Origin of the sequence: Pseudoalteromonas sp. SR41-4, assembly GCF_014163985.1 — a bacterium.
GTDB classification, from domain to species: Bacteria; Pseudomonadota; Gammaproteobacteria; order Enterobacterales; family Alteromonadaceae; genus Pseudoalteromonas; species Pseudoalteromonas rhizosphaerae.
Window position 1 is genome coordinate 16,812 of record NZ_JACJEI010000041.1, and the last position, 20,720, is coordinate 37,531.

Annotated in this window: 22 protein-coding genes; 11 read left to right on the top strand and 11 right to left on the bottom strand. The window is 39.6% G+C overall.

Going from position 1 to position 20,720, the window contains the following annotated elements; all coding sequences use genetic code 11:
* Positions 1-1,179, bottom strand: coding sequence for a monodechloroaminopyrrolnitrin synthase PrnB family protein (locus H5180_RS21355; RefSeq protein ID WP_404936112.1), 1,179 nt, complete (start codon positions 1,177-1,179; stop codon positions 1-3).
* A 137-nt stretch (positions 1,180-1,316) separates the two neighbouring features.
* Here H5180_RS21355 and H5180_RS21360 point away from each other — a divergent pair, with 137 nt between their 5' ends.
* The 4 genes from H5180_RS21360 to H5180_RS21375 all read left to right on the top strand — a co-directional run bounded on the left by H5180_RS21360 (position 1,317) and on the right by H5180_RS21375 (position 7,071).
* Entirely contained in the window at positions 1,317-1,775 is a 459-nt protein-coding gene (locus H5180_RS21360) for an Lrp/AsnC family transcriptional regulator (RefSeq protein WP_182732562.1), read from the top strand.
* Between the two features lie 73 nt (positions 1,776-1,848).
* Complete coding sequence (locus tag H5180_RS21365; RefSeq protein WP_182759053.1) at positions 1,849-4,575, top strand: CHASE domain-containing protein; 2,727 nt, start codon at positions 1,849-1,851, stop codon at positions 4,573-4,575.
* Complete coding sequence (locus H5180_RS21370) at positions 4,565-5,929, top strand: carboxylesterase (RefSeq protein ID WP_182759054.1); 1,365 nt, start codon at positions 4,565-4,567, stop codon at positions 5,927-5,929. Before H5180_RS21365 ends, H5180_RS21370 begins: the two co-directional genes overlap by 11 nt.
* A complete protein-coding gene (locus H5180_RS21375; RefSeq protein ID WP_182759055.1) occupies positions 5,929-7,071 on the top strand; it encodes a GNAT family N-acetyltransferase in 1,143 nt (380 codons plus the stop codon). The genes H5180_RS21370 and H5180_RS21375 overlap by 1 nt, the downstream gene beginning before the upstream one ends.
* On the opposite strand, the gene H5180_RS21380 is transcribed toward H5180_RS21375, so the two are convergent.
* Complete coding sequence (locus tag H5180_RS21380) at positions 7,068-7,658, bottom strand: DUF938 domain-containing protein (RefSeq protein WP_149983352.1); 591 nt, start codon at positions 7,656-7,658, stop codon at positions 7,068-7,070. The two genes, H5180_RS21375 and H5180_RS21380, sit on opposite strands and share 4 nt — an antisense overlap.
* Positions 7,659-7,856: 198 nt before the next feature.
* Between H5180_RS21380 and H5180_RS21385 the strand changes: the two genes are divergently transcribed.
* From H5180_RS21385 to H5180_RS21405, 5 genes are all read left to right on the top strand, one after another.
* Positions 7,857-8,036 carry a hypothetical protein gene (locus H5180_RS21385; RefSeq protein ID WP_145242712.1) on the top strand — a complete coding sequence of 60 codons (180 nt, stop codon included), beginning with the start codon at positions 7,857-7,859 and terminating at the stop codon, positions 8,034-8,036.
* A 98-nt stretch (positions 8,037-8,134) separates the two neighbouring features.
* Positions 8,135-8,500 (top strand): hypothetical protein, encoded by a 366-nt coding sequence (locus tag H5180_RS21390; protein ID WP_257325145.1) that lies wholly within the window; start codon positions 8,135-8,137, stop codon positions 8,498-8,500.
* A gap of 8 nt (positions 8,501-8,508) precedes the next feature.
* Entirely contained in the window at positions 8,509-9,885 is a 1,377-nt protein-coding gene (locus tag H5180_RS21395; protein ID WP_182759056.1) for a lyase family protein, read from the top strand.
* A gap of 117 nt (positions 9,886-10,002) precedes the next feature.
* Positions 10,003-10,479, top strand: coding sequence for a hypothetical protein (locus tag H5180_RS21400; protein ID WP_145242708.1), 477 nt, complete (start codon positions 10,003-10,005; stop codon positions 10,477-10,479).
* 11 nt (positions 10,480-10,490) lie between these two features.
* Positions 10,491-10,889, top strand: coding sequence for a hypothetical protein (locus H5180_RS21405; RefSeq protein WP_182759057.1), 399 nt, complete (start codon positions 10,491-10,493; stop codon positions 10,887-10,889).
* A gap of 19 nt (positions 10,890-10,908) precedes the next feature.
* On the opposite strand, the gene H5180_RS21410 is transcribed toward H5180_RS21405, so the two are convergent.
* From H5180_RS21410 to H5180_RS21445, 8 genes are all read right to left on the bottom strand, one after another.
* The gene (locus H5180_RS21410; RefSeq protein ID WP_145242705.1) at positions 10,909-11,094 is read right to left on the bottom strand and encodes a hypothetical protein; all 186 of its coding nucleotides are present in this window, start codon (positions 11,092-11,094) and stop codon (positions 10,909-10,911) included.
* Positions 11,095-11,157: 63 nt separating this feature from the next.
* Positions 11,158-11,475, bottom strand: coding sequence for a hypothetical protein (locus H5180_RS21415; protein ID WP_145242704.1), 318 nt, complete (start codon positions 11,473-11,475; stop codon positions 11,158-11,160).
* Complete coding sequence (locus H5180_RS21420) at positions 11,472-12,110, bottom strand: hypothetical protein (RefSeq protein WP_182759058.1); 639 nt, start codon at positions 12,108-12,110, stop codon at positions 11,472-11,474. Before H5180_RS21420 ends, H5180_RS21415 begins: the two co-directional genes overlap by 4 nt.
* A 65-nt stretch (positions 12,111-12,175) precedes the next feature.
* Positions 12,176-12,868, bottom strand: coding sequence for a PspA/IM30 family protein (locus H5180_RS21425; protein WP_145242702.1), 693 nt, complete (start codon positions 12,866-12,868; stop codon positions 12,176-12,178).
* Between the two features lie 30 nt (positions 12,869-12,898).
* Positions 12,899-13,312: a YjfI family protein gene (locus H5180_RS21430; RefSeq protein ID WP_145242701.1), complete on the bottom strand. Its 414-nt coding sequence runs from the start codon at positions 13,310-13,312 to the stop codon at positions 12,899-12,901.
* 79 nt (positions 13,313-13,391) lie between these two features.
* Positions 13,392-15,113, bottom strand: a complete 1,722-nt coding sequence (locus tag H5180_RS21435) for a polyamine aminopropyltransferase (RefSeq protein ID WP_182759059.1) — start codon at positions 15,111-15,113, stop codon at positions 13,392-13,394.
* A 3-nt stretch (positions 15,114-15,116) separates the two neighbouring features.
* Positions 15,117-16,016 carry a DUF350 domain-containing protein gene (locus H5180_RS21440; protein ID WP_182719302.1) on the bottom strand — a complete coding sequence of 300 codons (900 nt, stop codon included), beginning with the start codon at positions 16,014-16,016 and terminating at the stop codon, positions 15,117-15,119.
* 38 nt (positions 16,017-16,054) lie between these two features.
* Positions 16,055-16,987 carry a CHAD domain-containing protein gene (locus H5180_RS21445; protein WP_182759060.1) on the bottom strand — a complete coding sequence of 311 codons (933 nt, stop codon included), beginning with the start codon at positions 16,985-16,987 and terminating at the stop codon, positions 16,055-16,057.
* Between the two features lie 586 nt (positions 16,988-17,573).
* Between H5180_RS21445 and H5180_RS21450 the strand changes: the two genes are divergently transcribed.
* Both H5180_RS21450 and H5180_RS21455 read left to right on the top strand, forming a co-directional pair.
* Entirely contained in the window at positions 17,574-17,942 is a 369-nt protein-coding gene (locus H5180_RS21450; RefSeq protein ID WP_244507116.1) for a hypothetical protein, read from the top strand.
* Positions 17,943-18,003: 61 nt separating this feature from the next.
* Positions 18,004-19,356, top strand: coding sequence for a hypothetical protein (locus H5180_RS21455; protein ID WP_182759061.1), 1,353 nt, complete (start codon positions 18,004-18,006; stop codon positions 19,354-19,356).
* A gap of 179 nt (positions 19,357-19,535) precedes the next feature.
* Here H5180_RS21455 and H5180_RS21460 read toward each other — a convergent pair.
* A protein-coding gene (locus tag H5180_RS21460; protein WP_182759062.1) for an IS630 family transposase occupies positions 19,536-20,568 on the bottom strand; the annotation gives its coding sequence in 2 pieces (ribosomal slippage) (positions 19,536-20,108 and positions 20,110-20,568; 1,032 coding nt in all).
* Positions 20,569-20,720: the final 152 nt, after the last annotated feature.

Below are 20,720 nucleotides of genomic sequence, written 5' to 3' on the forward strand. Positions count from 1 at the left end.
TTAATTACTCACCCATTGCTTTAATTGTGCTAAATCATCATAACGAGTTCTTATATCATCACGCTTTGCTGCTGCTCGACGATCTCTTAATTGTTCAAGAGAATCCAATAACACATGCAATGGCGGACCGCTGGCAGTTACTTTATTCATATGTTGCTGTTGCATGTGTTGAGCTGGCTGAGCTATAAACTTACTAACCAGTTGATTATGATGACCTATTGCAGTATCGCCATGCAGCTTACATACTTGTATAAACAACTTGGCATTGGTTTTAAACCACGAGCTATGGCGGGTATCTCCTGCCGCTAAAAAGTCATCCATTATGCTTGGCATACGCATAGACTCTCGCAGAATTTGCTGATCTTCAGGCATCATATATAAAAATTTATCCACCAGCATTTGTGAGTAACTCGGTTCGTTGGCAAAGCATAAACCTAACAGCATATCTATAACGTTAATTCCGGCAAAATCTCCCGCATTGGCTCCACGGTAAACCTCTTTGCCAACCCGATACGGCTTATAGTAAGGACGTACACAGAAAAAGAATCGCTCGGTGTCTAACTGATTATATAAAGCCGTATTCGATTCAATCACATCGACCAACGCCTGCTTGGCAACTTTAAGTAAATCACCGCATAGCGGATGCGAAATACCTAATGGCTGAATTTTTAATAATGCGTCAGCTGCTCGCTTATAGGCTAAAATCCCTTTGGTATTGTAATCAATAAATAATTTTTCATCTGGCAGATCCGTAAAGCGCTTATAAAGGCCATTAATCGCCTTATTATGGGTGGTTAAGTGAGCCGTCGCAAAACGCGGAGTAACCCCAATTGATGCACCAATATGCATGGCTAGTGCCGAGGCCTCGACTAAAGGGGAGGTTGTTTCGCGCGATGGTTCAGTGATCTCATGGCGTCGACAAGCCGCCATAAATAATCCTACATTGCCAAGTAAATCAAACGCACGATCAAATCCTTCATCAGTATTGCCTTCTGCCAGTAACTTACGAATATGCGCATTACCCTCAGCCTCTAACTGATGCTTAAATTGCTCCCCGACAAATTCTACGTTAGCTTTATCTTCTTGTTGCCAATAGATAGCCTCTAGTTGACTATTAATTTCTACAAAGCGGGTTCTGAGCCACTCATCAAATGCCTGGGTATTATTACTCACAGGTATTACTCCATACCAAATTTTATTGCATTTAGGTTAACAGATAACATAGAGCACAAATCAGCAAAACCACTAATAAAAACCCATACAATTAGTGATATTCACTCTATAATCACCATTAAATAAAATTTATTGTCATAGTTATGAGTTTAGATAAAAAAGATCAACAATTACTAACGTTGTTACAAAGCAATGCGCGCACCTCTGTATCAGAACTTGCAACAACTGTAAGTCTATCGGATACCCCTTGTTTGAGACGTATAAAAAAACTTGAAGCAAGCAAGGTGATCACTGGCTATCACGCAGCCTTAAACCCACGCGCACTCGGGTTAAACGTGCTGGTCTATGCGTTTGTGCGGTTGAGCCAAAATTCCGCCAGTGCGGCAAATATGTTTGAAGAACACGTGGAAAAACTGAATCATGTACTGGAGTGCTCTGTCATATCAGGAAGCTATGATTACTTATTGAAGATTATTGCTACCGATTTAGAAAGCTACGAAAGTTTTGTTAAATATAAGCTAGGGAGTATTGATTGTATTGCTAACATTGAGTCTACAGTGGTTTTAAAGCAAACATTTAGCAAAAAGCAGCTACCACTTTAAAAAATAATACTATTTAGTGCCGATTCGCTATACTGAAATATCACTATAAAAATAATATTTAACAAGGATGCATGTGAAGATTTTTCGTTCAACATCCAGTTCTTTTGTTTTTTACATATCGTTTGCTATTGCTTATTTTGCAACTGGTAAGTTATTAACTAATTTTGCCTTTCAATCACAAGTCATCCCTATTTGGCTCCCTGCTGGTATTGCCTTAGTTGGCTGTTTTATCTGGTGGTGGCGTTTTATGCCGGCATTATTTATTGCCTCTGTCGCCTTTAATTTAAGTACCGGTGATAACCCGATCACTGATCAGGTTTTAATTGGCAATACGCTAGAACAAGTACTGCTAATCGGCTTAGGCGCCGTGCTACAAGGCATGATTGGCGCTGCTCTTTTAAAGTACTGGCTAGGCCATCCGCTGTATTTAAAACAACGCCAATCGATTATTTATTTTATTTTTATCGTCGGTATTGTCGTCAGCCTCATATCGGCCAATATTGGAGTCTATGCTTTAAGTCAATTTAATCCCGCCTACAGCATTGAAAATCACTGGAAAAATGTTACTTATTGGTGGTTAGGTGACTCACTCGGTGTGCTGATCGCAACCCCCTTTTTATTGGCCTTACTACAGCCTAAATTTAAACGACACTACGTCACCCCATTGCCAACCATCGCAGTCTGCTCGGTATTATTCGTCTCTGTCGCCTTAACCACTAAACTATACAACCAAGAGACTTATTCAAATGCGATACAAATTGCCAAGCGTGAAACATCTATCATTGAAAACAGTTTACTGCGCAATTTAAATCTTAGCCAAATAACCGTACAAAGCCTTGCGAGCCAAATTCAATCAACACCAACTTTAAGTCAGCAAGAGTTTGATAGCTACAGTGCCCAATTACTGGCTGAGCATTCATTTATTAAAGCATTTTCATGGAATCGCAAAATTCCCCCAGCTCAGGTCAGTGATTTTAACAAGCAGCTCGATGAAATTTATAATTCATATAACTTTGATCCGAGTATTAAAGGAGCGCCATTATCAAACGACGATCCATTAGTGATTATTACCTATATCGCCCCTTTTGCAGAAAATCAATCCGCTATTGGTTTTAACCTCAATTCTCGTAAAGATCGCCGTGAGACTTTACTCGACCCACGCATCAAAAATCGCCCTGTAGGCACTAAAATAATTCAATTAGTGCAAGCACAACAACCTGAGCCCGCTTATTTATTATTTGCTCCTGTGTATCAACAAAATAATGAAATTGCCTCAATTAAAGGCTACGCAACAGGTGTATTTTTAGTGGAAAACATACTTGCTCAATCGCTTACGCAAGCACAAAATAAGATGTTTAATATCGCTATTTATGAAGCCAATGCTACCAACCCGTTTTATTCAAACGCCGAAAATGTGCCGACCAAAAGCAATAAGCTTACAACCATCACGATTAATTTTGCAGGGCAAACATGGCTAGTTGATTTAACGATTAAAGATGAGTTCCTACCGCATCAAACTAATCACATGACACTCTTTTTAATTATTCTACAGGTCATTGTAAGCTCACTTATTTTACTGGTATTACTGCTGTTTAATAACCAACATCTTGCACTTTCGCGTTTAGTGGCAGAGCGAACTCGCTCACTAGTTAAAGCTAAAAAGCAATCTGATTTAGCTAATCAGGCTAAAAGCCGATTTTTAGCCAATATGAGCCATGAAATTCGTACGCCGCTTAATGCAGTGATCGGTTTTTCAACCTTAGCTAAAAGTGAAGATAGCGCTGAAGTTCTCATCGGTTATCTAAATAAAATTAATTTAGCTTCTAAATCATTGTTAAGTTTAATCAATGATGTACTCGATATATCTAAAATTGAATCACAAAAGCTCACCTTGGAAGTCGCTCCTTTTGATTTAAATGCTCTTATTGCCCGGATTAGCAGTATGTTCGAACAAAGCGCTGAACAAAAAGGCATTCACTGGAAAGTTGATAACCAATTACCAACTGATATTTGGTTTGAAGGTGATGTTATGCGAATTGAGCAAATTTTATTAAACCTGTGTAGTAACGCCATCAAGTTTACCTGCGAAGGTGAAGTAAGTGTCAGCGCATACTGTAAGGAGATTACCGATAAACGTAGGCAAATTACCTTGGCTATTAAGGACTCTGGTATCGGCATTGCGCCATCAGAGCAAAGTAAATTATTTGATGCATTCACCCAAGCTGATAATTCCACATCACGCAAGTTTGGTGGCACCGGGCTTGGCTTAACAATCGCAAAAGAACTTAGTTTGCTAATGTCTGGAGACATCAGCGTACAAAGCGAGCCAGGTAAAGGCTCCACATTTACCCTGTCTGTCGAGTTAAATACGTGTGCTGCGCAACAAGTAACGGTAAAGCACACACAACAGCATGTTGATTTAAGCAAACTAAAAATACTGGTTGCAGAAGATAACAGCGTCAATCAATTAGTAATAAAAGCAATGCTTAGCTCTTTAGGGATCACCCCAACACTGGTTGAAAATGGCGAATTAGCAGTAGAGCAAGTTAAAATAAATGACTTCGATTTAGTGTTAATGGATTGCCAAATGCCCATTATGGACGGTTACCAAGCCACCGCCTTGATACGTCAAATTAAAAGTACTGAACAATTACCCGTCATTGCCTTAACCGCTGATGTAATGCCTGAGGATAAAGCCAATGCCTTAGCAATTGGTTTTAATCAGCATCTTGCAAAACCCCTCGAACTCGATAAGCTAACCGAGTGCCTAATCAATTATGTAGATGTTTATGAGCCTTAATGGAATATTACTAACTCTCACTTTATTAACAACCTCTAGCCTTGCTATCGGCCAAACCAACTGCGTTACTCAGTTGACTGATTTAAACTATATTATGAACAGCAAAAAGCAGGGCTTATTACGGTTTGAAAAAAGCAATGCTAATACGGATTTTTCCTATCAAAGTGAGCAAGCATTTAGTGATTATTTAAGCTTTGCATACCAACATATTTTAGCGGCAAACCCTCGCGCATCAATGCCTTGCCCTGTTTTAACTGATACCTATCAGCTTTTAGTTAAACAACAGCAACGTACTAGCCCCCCTAATATAGTTGATCTTATAGCGCCATTTGAATTACGCCAAAATAACAACCACAAAGCGGTTCTATTGATTCATGGGCTTACCGACTCTCCATTTACCTATCATGACTTGGCACAGATTTACTTTCAACAAGGCTATACCGTTCGTACTTTGCTGTTACCAGGCCATGGCACCGCAGCTGATGCACTAAGTAGTATTAATGCCAAACAATGGCAGCAAGCTGTTGACTATGCCATCAAGCGCACTATCAAAGATTTTGATCAAGTGATTTTAGGTGGCTACTCTACAGGTGCAGCCCTGTTACTCAATTATCTAACTGTCAAGCCCGCTAACCCAAAAATAACCGCACTGATGCTGTTTTCACCAGCCACTGAACCACATAATAAAAATGGTTGGCTGGCGAAGTGGATTGATCGTATTCCCTTTGTGAATTGGATAGATAAAGACGCCGATATTGATTTTGCTAAATATGAGTCGTTTCCATTTAATGCCGCAACCGCAGCCGACGATGCTATGCGCTCAATTGCGTTACCAGAACTAATCGAGCGTCAATTACCAAACTTAGCTATTTTTTCAGTAATGAGTGATGTAGATACCACCATTGATACCCGTGCATCGCTGCTATTATTAAGCGCCTTACATGATGTAAAGATACGCCCTGCAAATAGCTTAGATACTTTGGTTTATTACGGTGATAAAACAACCATTACCAGTGATTTTCCAAAAGACTACAGGGTATTAAATCCACAGTGCAAAAATGCAACCTGTAAAAACATTCATGGTATTTCTCATATTGCCGTAGTTAACTCACCTGATAACCCTTACTACGGTATTGCTGGCGCTTATCGCAATTGCGGCAGTTACCTCGATGATGATACTTTGTATAAGCAATGTAAAACGACCGAAAAACCTAATATTGGCGAGCGTACTGCAGAAAATATTGCAGCATTTCCAACCTTTCAACGTCTGACTTACAACCCTTACTTTACTGAGCAAGCACTCTATATAAAACAGTTTATAAAGCAGGTTGAAGGCTCGCAGGGCAATCAATAATGAGTATATTTAGTCACCGCTGGTTAACCAGTATCAGTACAATAGATGCCGCTGTTTGGCAGCAGTTTTTTGCCGATAATCCATTTACTGATCATGCATTTTTATTTGCATTAGAACAAAGCCAATGCGTATCAGCCGCGTCTGGTTGGCAACCGCAACATTTAGCCATTTACCAAAATGATACTTTGGTGGCATTAGCACCCGGCTATCTAAAAAGTCACTCTTATGGCGAATATGTATTTGATTGGGCATGGGCTGAAGCTTACCAGCAGCATGGTTTAGAATATTACCCTAAGTGGTTATCTGGCTCACCGTTTAGTCCTATTGAAGGTCAACGCCTCTCGATTGCACACTCACACCCAGAACAAGTATATCAGTACATTACACAGACTTTAACAGCTCAATGTGAGCAACAAGGTTGGTCTGGCTGGCACATTAACTTTTGCTCGCAACAGCAAGTCTCTCAACTCACACCACATCAAGGTATGCATCGTATTGGCGTGCAGTTTCAATGGCAAAATCAAAACTACGCTACTTTTGACGATTTTTTAGCGCAGTTAACTGCACGAAAACGTAAAGTATTGAAAAAAGAACGTAATAAAATAACCCAGCAAAATATTAGTATTAAATGGCTGCAAGGTGAACAGATAACTAAAGCTGTGATGAGCCAGTTTTGCGAATTTTACCAACGCACTTATTTAAAACGCTCTGGCCACATGGGTTATTTAAATCATGACTTTTTTATTTTGTTACATGCCTTAATGGCCGATAAACTGGTGATCATGCATGCCATCCATGCTCACGAAGTGGTCGCTGCAACACTGAGCTTTAAAAATAATGACACACTATACGGGCGCTATTGGGGAGCTATAGCAGAAATTGATTGCCTGCACTTTGAGCTTTGCTATTACCAAGGTATTGAATATTGTATTAAACATCAGCTTCAGTGTTTTCACTCAGGTGCGCAGGGCGAGCATAAAATAGCACGAGGTTTTGCACCGGTATTTACTCACTCCGTACATGCCGTAATGGATGCTACTTTTAGTCCTGCGATAGCAGATTACTTACAACGTGAGCGTCAGCATATGCGCATCTATCATCAGCAATGCACTGAATTATTACCTTTTAAGATTGATAACTAATGACGTTTAAAAATCAATAACTGATTATTAGCAGGCATCGCAATATCATCAACAAGCATTAACCCTGCTTGCTCAGCTAATTGCTGTACCCATTCGAAATCACGAATGCCACTTTGGCAGTCTTGCTGATTTAAAAATTCATCAAAACGCTGATTACTTTCACTGGTAAAGTTGCCGTTGTATTTAAATGGGCCATAAATACACACGAGACCTTTTGACGCTAAATGCTTATTAACACCAGTAAAAAATTGCTCAACTAACGGTTTGCTGACGATGTGTAACGTATTAGCAGTATAAATAGCATCAACGGTATTTATTGGCCAAGGGCGATTTAGATCTAACTCTACTGGTGCGTGCAAGTTATCTAGCTTTGCTTCATCAAGCCACTGTTTAATACCATTATGATTAACCAAGCGATCACTGGTATGCCATTGTAAGTGAGGCAAATTAGCAGCGAAGTGCACGCTGTGTTGCCCCGTACCTGATCCCACCTCTAACACACTCTCGACTTGTGCTAAATATGCTGTGATGACGCTTAATATTGGATTTTTATTATTTTCACACGCTTGCGAGAAAGGTTTCGTCATATATATTTCCAAGCATCTCAATACAGATGCACCAAGATTGGTAAAGTATGCCCATTAGTAAAGCAAATCTTGCAACAGATGTCGCTATTAAATAATTAATTTTATATAAAAACTATATAATTCAAAGTAATAAAAAAAATATTGAGCATGGTATGAGTTATGCATTTATCTAATTGAATCAACCAAACGGAGAAGATTATGTATATATCACCTTATACCGCCCTAGACGCTGCAATTGCGGCAAGTGAAAAACCAGTAACAGATAAAATAGGCTGTGATGAACGTGCCACTGTAATTGATTTACTATCGCAAACAAATCAACAAAATCAGGCGTTAATACATGAAACAGACCAAATATTTATTCTTGGCTACAATTAAAAAACTCACCTTCCGCCAATATTTACAATTTGTGACTTGCACCGAAACCGATTAACCGTAATGATAATAATTACCATTACAGTTAATCGGTTTTTCTTATGCATGAACATCACGCTATGCTTTATTATCAACAGCAAATGAAATGTATTTGCCCGCGACCTGGGCTACATGCGCCAGCTTTAGTGGCAAATTACATTGAAGCTGGCCTGAGTGCTGCACGTCATTACGAAAAAAACCACAGTCTATTGCTGCAAGAACTCTATCTAAGACGCACTTTCCATGAAATCCTCAACAAAATGTGCGACTCTTTAGTCCATTGTGCAATTCGCAAACAATGTTTAGAGCAACTTTATAAACCGTTACTGGCATTAAAGCGCTTTTATAGAAGTCATAATAGTATCAAGAAATACCTGATACTAGAGCGTGAAGCCCGTATTCTCAGTCACGAATTTAACCCTTTCTAGGAGTTTTCATGAGCGAATTTAGAACCGAATCAGATAGTATGGGCGAATTACAAGTCCCTACAGATGCACTTTATCAAGCGCAAACTCAACGTGCTGTAAATAACTTTCGCATTAGCGATTTAGTAATGCCAAAACAGTTTATTACCGCTCTTGCTTATATCAAACAGGCCGCAGCGCAAAGCAACTACGAGCTAGGTCATCTCAGTAAAAATAAAGCACAGCTAATCGAGCGCGCATGCCAAGAGATCATTGATGGCGAACATTTAGAACACTTCCCTATTGATATATTTCAAACAGGGTCAGGTACTAGCACTAATATGAATGCTAATGAGGTGATTGCAACTTTAGCAAGTCGTTATGGTGATGAGGTTATCCATCCCAACGACGACGTAAACATGGGGCAAAGCTCTAACGACGTGATCCCTACCACTATTGCTGTAAGCAGTGTAATTAACGTGGTGTATGAACTATTTCCGGCGCTGGATCAGCTATCACAAACGTTGGAGCGCAAAAAGTCAGAAATAGGTGAAATCGTAAAAACGGGTCGAACTCATTTGATGGATGCTATGCCAGTGACATTTGCGCAAATTCTAGGGTCTTGGCAACACCAAGTTGATAGTGCAATGGCAGGGATCCGCTATAGCCTTGAGGGGGTATCTGCTTTAGCGCAAGGAGGCACAGCCGTTGGTACTGGTATAAATGCCGATCCCCTGTTTGCTGAGCAATTTTGTAAAAATCTCAGTGCCAACGTCGGCGTACGCTTTGTGCCAAGCAAGAACTTTTTTTATAACATAGGTTCGCAAGACACTATTGTCGCTTTATCAGGGCAGCTAAAAGTACTCGCGGTTGCACAAATGAAGATAGCAAACGACCTACGTTGGATGAATTCAGGTCCACTAGCTGGCCTTGGTGAAATCGAACTAGAAGCTTTACAACCCGGTTCATCAATTATGCCCGGTAAAGTAAATCCTGTGATCCCTGAAGCGGCAGCCATGGTTAGTGCACAAGTGATTGGTAATGACGCAACTATTACTGTTGCAGGTCAATCAGGTAACTTCGAACTCAATGTAATGTTACCTGTAATAGCTTACAATATTTTGCAAAGTATTGAGTTACTAGCAAATAGTAGCCAAGCATTAGCTGATAAAGCGATTCGATCCTTTAAAGTGAAACACACAAGTATCGACAAAGCACTCGCCAAAAACCCCATATTAGTGACCGCGCTTAATCCAGTCATTGGTTATGCTAAAGCAGCTAAAATTGCCAAACAAGCATATCAAGATGGCCGTCCAATTCTTGATGTTGCTGAGCAAGAAACTGACCTATCACGTAGTGAGCTGGAAGCTTTACTCAATCCCGCAAAATTAACCCAAGGCGGACTATAAAAATATTAAACCCGTCCTTAGCGTCGGGTTTAACCTTTGAATGCCATAGTTTTTATTGCTGTGTTATCTGCAAAGTGTATGATGGTGGTTACTTGTTCACCACTATGAAGGTTTATCATGCGCTTATTTATTATCGCGCTTCTACTGCCGTTATGTTTATCGGCTTGTTCTGATGCTGCGACCCCGAATAACAACCAACTTAGCCCGGCTCCTGCAGCGCTAGTTAAAAATAATCAAGCGACTAAGTTAAATCCGCAAACAGAAGTTCCGGCAACAAGAGATAACATTAAAAAGGTCCACCAGCAATTACAGACACAAATTGCAGATCTAAACTGCGATAACAGCTCTCAATGTAAAGTATTACCGGTTGGTAGCCGTGCGTGCGGCGGCCCTAGTAGCTATATTGTTTACTCTAATAAAACGGCAAATGAGCAAGCCGTTGAAAAGTTAACTCAGCAGATCACCAGCCTTGAAAGCCAATTTAATGCACAGAACAAGATGATCAGTATTTGTCAGCACCTGACTGCCCCTGCGGCTCAGTGTATTGAAAATAAATGTGTTAAACTAGAAAGCTCTGCGACAAGTGTTTATTAAGGGAAACCAATATGAGTCGTTCATCATATTCTAAATTTTTAGTAACAACAGCCAGTTTGCTGATCCTCAGTGGTTGTGTCAGCACTTCTGACTCAACACCAGCAAACGGCAATGCAAATGTATCTAAATTAAATAGCGCATTGGCTGAGTTGGTGCAAGATAATAGCTGTACCGCGAGTTTTCAATGTAAGGTGCTTGAAGTAGGCCAACGCGCCTGTGGTGGTCCAAGCCGCTATGTAGTGTACTCAACCTTGCACACACAACAAGAAAATGCAGAACAGTTAGCGGATCAAATTACTCAGCAAGAAACTGCCAATAATAAAACCAATGGTTTAAATGATTGTTTACCGGTTTTACCTGTGCAAGCATTATGTATTGATCAGCAATGCCAGTCGTTTGAGCTAAAATAGTCGCTCTGCTGCAACCGCGCTATACCAATAATGGGATCAGCGCGGAAATTACCACGACCGCCACAATACAAATCCCCGCTTTAAAAATAAAATGCATCGGCATCTGCTTTTTAACCCAATAGGCATAAATAAACCGTAAGAAATAACTCGCTGCCGTGCCAAACAAAGCAAAAATTAGTAGATAGGCGATTAAAATAATATTCACAACAACTCATTATTTGATAATTTAAGCCCTAAGTGTAAGGGCTTAATAATCAGAAGGCAAAACCTAGCGTTTACTAGTTCGAGCAATCAGTAACTCAGCAACTTGCTGTTTTACTGCCCGCTTATCATCTGGGGCAACGCCAAAGCGTTCAGCAAGTAATGCTATTTCTTCATCATTAAGGTTAAATGATAAACGTTGACGCGTTTTTTTTGATTTAACCTCAAGTGATAAAATTTTGCGGATCATATCGGATGGCGTTAGCTCTTGATCAATGGCTTGCTTTTTTATCGATTTTTGCACTTCACTGCTAAGATCAAACGCCATTTGCGTGGCTCTTACAGCCTGCTCCTGACGTAACCATTTATCTTTTGCATTACTCACTGCGCATCTCCAGGGAACAGATCAACAATGTCTGTGATTGGTCGGGTTAAAGTGAGTGATACTTCAGTTTCTCCACCATCCCAAATCTCAATGTTTAAACCATGGCTCCCATCGCTCGACTCAAGGCAAATCATTTCGCATGGTTCGCCACCTTCTTGCTCATAGCGTGGTAATGGCTGGCTACGATAATCTTTATTATGAAAATAACACACAAATGGTGATTCACTTTGTTGATAGCTTTTAGCTAAAAACTGCATGTAACGCTCTGGTGTATTTTTCACTTCTAAGTAGGTTAAATCGTCTTCGTCAAAGATGCGCGCAAACGCATCCAGTGTGAAGATTTCATCCACTTCATCACGTTGGATTTTGATTGAAAAATTCGCCCACTCTTCACCATCGCTGCGCTCTATTTGCAAAAAAACCACCTTGCCAGCATCACTTTCAAGCACTAGCTCATAATCAGCACTGTGCTGATATTGATAAGTTTGCACATCGGTAACGCGCAATGTTTGCCCTTTTAGCCAACTTGGGTAAGCAAACGAATCAATCACTGTGAACATATCACCTTTTTTAAGTTCACTAGGGTGATTTAATTGGCGTTCAGGGGCTTTTTTAGACTTAAAGAAGTTAAACATAGACTGCCTCATAAGCAAAAAAGGTAACTTATAATAAGTTACCTTTTAATAATCGTAATTGCGCGTTAGCCGTTTTGCTTCGCTTTAATACGCGCTAAGATATCTGCACTTTTTGGATTGCTATCACCAATTCCAGCTTCAGCCATTTTAGCTTTAAGATCATCGCCATTAGTGTCAGCTTCAAGTACTTTAGCAGCACCAAGCTGGTCACTACGATCTTGTTGACGTTGCTTAATACGCTCAAGTGATTGGCGTGCATTCGTCATCGACGAGCTATTAGTATTAAGTGTGCTATTTACTGCCATTGTTGCTTGTTGCACGCTTTCAGTGGTTTTAACCATAGTAAGCTGACGTTGGTTTTCTTTGATCGATTTTTCAGCATCTTTTACTTGCTGCTTCAACGTTACAATGTGATTGCTAAAACCAGCTAACACTTGATCATGCTCTGCTTTTTCAGCTTCAAAGTCGCCAATTTTCTCAGCAATTTCTAGCGCTAACGGTTCATTACCTTTTTCAAGTGCTTGACCTGCATACGCTTCGTGCTCAGCAATTGAGGCATCTAATGCGCTAATCTTACGCTTCGTTTGCATTTCTTTAGCCATCACTTCAGTTAGGCTTTTTTTAGCACGCTGCAGCGCGTTTTGCGCATCAGCAATTTCTTGTTCAAAGATACGAATCCCATTCGCGTCAACAATTGCTTCGCCCGCTTCACGCGCGCCGCCACGTACTGCTGTAAATAACTTTTTTAAAATACTCATAATCTTAACTCCACTTAAAATAGCTAGCTGTTAATCGTTTAAATAAATGGTTACCGCTTCTAATGCATCAATGGCATTATCAGCTAAAGTAACTAGCTCATGGGTAATATCATCAAACGATGAATTAACCGACAAAGCACCAAAGATCGCATATTTATCATCAATCTTCGCAAATGCACTCAGCGGGATTGGTACATTCAAACGTAATAAGGTTTCATTCAACTCATCACGTAGTTCAGGCTTCACTTCCTCATCAGCGAACAAATAGCTAATACATAACAGCTGCTCTTGTGTCTGAGTAACAAAAATAGGAAGCTCATCATTGCCATCTACTATGACTTGCAACACATCTTGCTCGCCTGGATTGGCAATCAAGAAAGACTCAAAGTTAGCGCCTTCAGTTTCAAAAGATGCTAGTTTTATTGAAAGTTCATTTAATTCCATGTCTCTGCCTTTTGTCATTTGACATATTATGTCTGAGTTAAGATTCGCATGGTCGACATATTATGTCAACCATGATTTATTAATTTTTATACAATTCACTTTCTATCTGCCATGCACTACGATAATAATCATATAAAGTACCTGAGCCTAATTGATTGACTTCAATATCATTTATTTGTTCAAAATAATGATTGGGGAATACGAATGCTGCCAATAAATATTTTTTACTGATCCATCTAGAAGCAACTGGTAAGCTTGTTATATCGCTAATTCTCGCACTTGCAGATTGACCTGTGGTGGTTGCAATCGTCCATCCCCATTGTCCAAATGATGGAATATTTTGCTGGTATTGCTCAACATGCTTAAAACCTGCCGCTTTGACTGTTTTACCAATACTTAAAAATGCTTTTTTAGCATGATAAGGCGAAGTTGACTGCACAGCCATTGCACCATCTGCGGCTAGTAATTGACGGATATGATTATAAAAATAGTCACTGTACATTTTATTTAAATCGGGATGATTCGGATCAGGTAAGTCAATAATGATGGTATCAAAACGCTTACCTTCATCAAGTAACCGCTCTACTTCAAGAAAAGCATCACCCACTTTAATATGCGATCGAGGATCAGCCATTGAGTGCTTATTAAGTTTAGTTAAGCGCTCATGAATAGCTGCCGGAGGATTAAATTCATCGTCATCATGACCAAATAAACTAAGTAACTGGGCATCTAAATCAATTAAGGTGACTTCTTTAACAGGCCACTTCAATACGTCTCTTAGTGCTAACCCATCACCACCGCCTATAATCAATACATTATCGTGACGGTTCGAGGCTAATAATGGCGGATACACTAACATTGAATGATAAATTTGTTCATCGATGCTAGAAAACTGTAAGCGGCCGTTTAAGTAAAGATCGGTAATTGGATCGGGTTGATTGCGGCTCAATCGCTCGGTTAACACTAGATGCTGATACTTCGTCGCTTCAGAATAAATAACTTTATCCTTATAAAGCACATTACTTAAATCTTTCATCCAGCTACTACCAAGCATTAAAATAAAACCAAATAACACCAGTAAAGCGATATGACATACCAGTAATAGTTTGGCGTTACGGACATAGCTATGATAACGCCATAAGAATGCCAAACCTGCGATAATATTAAATAGCGCAGTCCATGCTGCAGCCTGCATGATTGGCATAGCCAACATAATGCTAACCCAAATAGCCGCTCCAATACCTGCACCTATATAGTCGGCACCGTAGATCGTGCCAGCATTATTTTCTAAGAAACGACCATAAACATGCTGACGTATGCGAGCGATAAGTGGAATTTCCATACCGATTAATAGACCTAACAATAAGCCAAATACATAAGGAAGGAATCGTGACCACTCTTGGAGTTTTTGAAATATATAGCCGTTAAGAATTACATCAGCTGGTAGATTAAAAATGTCAGAAAAAATATGCGGTAAAGAATAACTAACAGCAATAACGCTGGCTATAGCTAAGATACAACCCATACCAACAAGTGCAATAAGACTTTCAAGCCAAGCAAAAGCGGTAAAGGCATCCTTAAACCAACGCGCTAAAAAAGCCCCTATACCCATTGCTACGATCATAGTGCCTATCATCGCATAAATAGCGCTCTCTACAGAGCCTAAAACTCGTCCGGCATAATGAGATAGCAGATATTCATAAATAAGGCCACACCCAGCGAGTATGGCCATAACAGTAATTAATAAAAAATCATGCCCAAGTAAGGAGTACTTACTTGGGCTTTGCTTAGAATGTGACAAGTTTTACGCGCCTAATAGAGTTGCCATGGTAATACCCACAGCAAACGAGATTGCCGCTGAAATAGTTGCTACACCCACATTTTTTTGACGGTTCACTTCGTCTGATATATCGCAACCTGAAAGGATAATTTTAATCGTAATTAAATGCAGTACGATAAATGCAATTAAACTAATCAAAGCGCTAATCGCCCAGAAAATCAAGCTGGTGTTAATGCTATCTGCAGCATAAGGCGCGATACCTGAAGCCGCAGTAAGCGCAAGCGCGCTACCGATTAAAAAGCCAGCATAGCGAATACCAACAGCCAAGTTACCGTCAACAATTGCTTGTTGTAGGCAATCTCCACTTCGGTTAGTACGCTTAAATAGTTGTACGCGATACTGGCTCACGAGCAATAACGCAATGCTACCAATAATAAACGCTGCTATAACGATTGGTAAACCATGCCAGCCTTCTGTAGCCACCCAAAATAGCGCTGAGCGAATCACGATTGCCACACTCACAACATGGCCAAAATCAATCACCGCGGCAGTTACATTACCCTTCACTATTTCATCATGTAAGCTGACTTTGCGCAGTGCCACTTTATCTTGAAAAAAGTGCCCAAGCTTTATTAGCACAATAGCTAACAAACCATAAGCTGCCATTTGCAATGCTTCTTGCTGTAAGCTCACTGCAAATGCACCACTGCTTACACCCGTCAGCACAATTGCTAAAGCAACTAAGCCAGCAGCAAAGCTAATACCAAACGCAAAATTATCACGCTCAGTGATCTCATCATTGGCATGTAAGTTAGATACCCAACCTTTGATATATTTAAGGCTCACAAACAGTGCAATAATAATAGCAAAATCAATCGCGATTGCTTGTAGTGACCACATAGTTATTCCATTAAATTCGTACATATTCTTTAAACTCCAACACTAAATCTTTAAATAGCCGTTTACTTACCGCGACTGACACCGCGAGAGGTTCTATTATTGCTGTTTCTGACCGATCCCGAGTCTTTACTATAGCTACTGGTTTTGGAGTAACTACTGCGACTTTTTGGTGGTGTATAACTGCTACGACTTAACCCAGAAGCCCCGGTTTTTTTAGATGCATAAGGGCTTGTGTATTGCTTACCTTGGCGTTGATACGATTGCTTAGTACGTGTTTCAACGGCGGTTTGTGCTTTAATTTGCTTAGGGCTAGAATAACGCGCACGACCATAATCATTATAATAACTATACTTACGGCGCTTGCTCCAACTACCATATTCAACACGATCAAATACATCACCTAAAATGCGGTACATGCCATACCACTGCCAAAAGCTGATACCGCTACTGTTAGTTTGCCAATTACCATAATTAGGATTGCCGACTAACTGGTTGCCTTCACCAACCCCTTCAGCCTGCTGACTGATTGCACCGACACGCGCAAGCGAGCCACCCGACATATCAGCAAGCATGTTAATAGGATCGGTCAAAGCATCCGAAAATAAAGCGGGCTTTGCAGCATCTCGCAACAAATCAATATTTTGCAGTGTTTCATCGTAAGGAGGAATAAGGTAAGTACTTTTGATATCAGCTAAGCGTTGTTGCAAACCTGAGTAAAGCGGGCCTTTTCGAGTTGCATCTTGCACGAGCACGCCAGCAATTTTAGCTAGCTCTGGCTTTTCATTGCTAAGTATACGGCCATATTCGCTTAATAAAGCGGCATTACGAATTGAGCCGTTATCTAAGGCACTACCAAGTCCTGCTAACTCAACTTCAGCTTTAGCTATAGATTGTTTAATTGTTTCTTGTAACTGCTCTTCTTTCGATTGACAGCCCATAAGTAAGCTTACCAAACAAAATAAACTGATAAGTTTCCAAGCTTTTATATTCGACATTCATGTCACCTGATTTACTAAATTAACCCAGCTAGTTTTACACAGCTCAGAAAGTAAACCAAGGAGGAAATTGCAACAAGATAATATTTTCTAAAGGTCAAAGGCTATGCTTTACTGCACTCAACTTTTAATTAGCTAGATGACAGCTACAGTCTCGACACGGGATCCCCATTCATAGTCGACAAACTCCCACACAAACATGAAGCGCTCAGCTCTTCTGCTTTATAAGCATAAGATCAGCGAGTAAACCTAGTAATAGTTTTTGTAATTTAGTTGGGTGCCCTCTCATTTGAATTTAAAAAAGTGCTCATTTAATAATGGATACTTAAACGTACAAATATCCATTACATAGTATGGCCTAGCTAACCAGATTGAATAATTTGTTCTTATTACATTGACAATGTTGCCTCATTAAAATAATGTAAAAAAGGTACAAAGCAGAGAATGAAAAATTCTCCAATTATATAATAAGGAATTTTTAATGAAGAAAATGTCTATTACCGCTTTTCTAATGTCTTCACTAGTTTAAAGCACTCAAGCATTCGCCGCTGATTTCAGTATAACTAAAGAGAAGCAACCAAGCAGGATGCTAGTATTAAGCTCTGCCGGTGGTCTGTCATCATCTCTATTTTCTATATTACATGGCGATTTAAGAGATATTCCACTTGAGAGTAAAACAGGTAAAATTACTGGGATTAATTACACATCTGCAAATTACCCAGATTCTTTTGGCGAGATTGTTGAATTGTGCTTTTATCGAGCATATAACAACAATCCCGTTAAGTGCGAACCAATTGTGCCAAACTCTACTGGAGAGGTAACAGTATTTAATGGTGAGAGCTTCAAACCAGGTATTCAAGTATCAATTGTTCATAGAGTTGAAGCAACTGGTACTTTCCATTATTCAACACCAAATAGAATAGAAAGTATAACTTTTAACTACACAACTAACTAATTAACACCTTAGACTCCAAATTTAATCAAAGGAGTCTATTTTCGTTTAGAGGGTCAATAGTATGGATATACCTGATATCAAGAGAAGTTTGTTAAATGCGAGAAAAGCTTTTCCTCAGCCACAATCTGACCCCAAAAAAAGTAAGGGTATAGAAATACATGCATCGGTTTCTTCATTATCGTCGAAATTAAGTAAGGCCAAAAGCTCTATTGATATTTCTAAATTAAGTCAGCAAAATTTATCTCTACATAAGGAAATACTCTCTTCAAATGCAAAAATAAATAGTGATGAGGTTGCCACAGCAAAATGGGAATTTGAACATTTATCCAAATCAAAACTTGAGACGATAGCATTAGACACAAGTAATACATTTAGCAGCTCAGAGAGGGTAGCTGCATATGAAAGATGGCACACACTTGATCAGCAAAACCTATCAAACCTAAAACGAGACAGCCTTAAATACGAAAGTAACGTTACCGCACTAGCATCATTTGAAGAATTACTATTATCTCATCTGAACTCTTTTTCTTCTTTTAGTAAAGCGATGGTTTCCGATGAATATAGCTCGCAAGTAACATCACAGTTCGAGTCTATTTTAGATGAACGGGATTTAGAAAAAAGCAAAAATATAAGCCGGTCTGAGCATTATTATGAAGCTATGGTGACGGATATTTTTGGTGGCACTGAATCAGAAATTTTAAGCGGCGCTGATGGGATGTCCTTATCTAACTTAATGCGAAGTTCTTATGAATTTTTGACACAAGGAGATAGAGAGTTATTAGCTGATATCTATGAATATGCTGATAATAATAATATAGATTTTAAGTATATCCGTCAGTTTGCCAGTGATCTTGGTGGTTACAGAATGCATGACGATGGGAAGATACTTAATAATTTTAATAATGGACACTTCAACGGTGAAGGATACCAGCTTGCGGTCAGCTTTACGGATAAAGATCAAGCTACGATAAATAATATTCTTGATAGTCAGAAAAAATTATCTTCATCTGATATAGATGAGGGTTTCATTTCGTTTATGACTGAACCAGGTTTAAGTGCATTGTCTCATAGGGGTAGTTACCAATTTCTACAACATATGATAGAAATAAAAGCGGGAATAGTGCCAAGCTTTTCGGCTGAAAAATTTAAGGCTTTTGAAGATTCTTCTAAGGTTGATGATCGGTATGTTATTATTACTTCAGATAAGCAGCTCCTCAGACCAGAACCTGATGTTATTTGTAAAAATGGCACCTGTGAAGTAACCGAAAAAGGTCTTAAAAACAATGTTACTTTGGAGGAAAATAAAGGCAATCCAATATTAGATCTTAAATCTAACTCAATAAGCTCCCTGTTAGAACTCAGAGTGAACAATACAACCGAAAATAACACTCTATTTCAATGGCTTGCTGATTGAAGTCGAATTTATTTTAACAACCTTCTAGGCTAATACCAAACACATTTCGGATGCGACGCGCTATGGAGAGCACGCTGTGGTCATAGTTGATCACGCAAGCTGGCACATGGGCAATGTTGATGAAGGCATTAAAAATGTCTCTGTGATACCTTGCCTCCTTATACCAATCTGCATAAAGATTAAGTCAATTTTATCCAGTCTCTAGAGCATATGCTTTTAACCGTATCAGGCACTGAGATGAATTTATTCCACGCTTGCAATACCTGTTCGACTATTTCTTCATAACCACTAAATACACGGTTTGATAGACAGTGTTGCCGAATCCAACTCCATACTTGCTCTATTGGATTTAACTCCGGGGAGTAAGGCGGAAGTTTTATTAGTGTGACATTATTGAATGGTTGTACCGTATCAATAGTATGCCAACCAGCGCCATCAACGATCACGACCGCATGACGTCCTGCCTCCGTGGCTTTTGATATTAATTCCATGTGTTGCGTCATGACCTCTTTATTGACGATAGGGCTGATCAGCGCTTCTGTTTTACCATTACTTGGGCAGACTGCACCAAATAAGTATCCATACTCAAACTGCTGTTGTTTTGTTGCGCGAGGCCTCGAGCCTGTTTCAGCCCATAAGCGTGTTGTTTGATTCTGTTGTCCAAACCGTGCTTCATCTTGAAACCAAACATCAATGCGCTCTAAAGGGAGATGTCCTGGGGTGTGAAGGATCGTTTCCACTTGGAACTTTTTTAAAAGCCTCTTGGCTTTCTTTTGACTGCTTTGGGTGCTTAGAACGGCTTGTGATCCAGCTAAACCCACGCTTCTTGAGCAGTTTGTAAATATGATCGGTGTGATATCTTATGTTGAACTGGTCATAAATATACTGAGCAATATCTTCCCCCATTAGTCTGCCTCCTTCTGAAGAACTTGCTGACTGTTTTACATAATCTGACAGTGTATTTAGTTGTTGTGAGGTTAATTTAGCTGGACGACCTTTAATCGGTTTGTTGTTCAAGCCAGCAACGCCATTGTTAAGGTAGTTTGAAACCCATTTATTGACACTGCCGCGCGCTGTATTTAGGCGCTTAGCAATATTCGTTCTGTTTTCACCCTCAAAGAATAATGAAACAGCAAGCAGGCGTATGCGCTTTCTTGCATTAGGCTCTTTACGTGATAAAGCTAAAAGTTGCTTGGATTTTTCTAAGTTCAATTTAGTAAAAGTAGATAAGTATCAGTGTGTTAATTAGATCACATAATTTGGCAGATTGGTATAATTTGGCAGATTGGTATCATTAGCTGATAGAGGAAATAAATTTGCGAGTTTCGAGTTTCGAGTTTCGAGTTTCGAGTTTCGAGATTCGA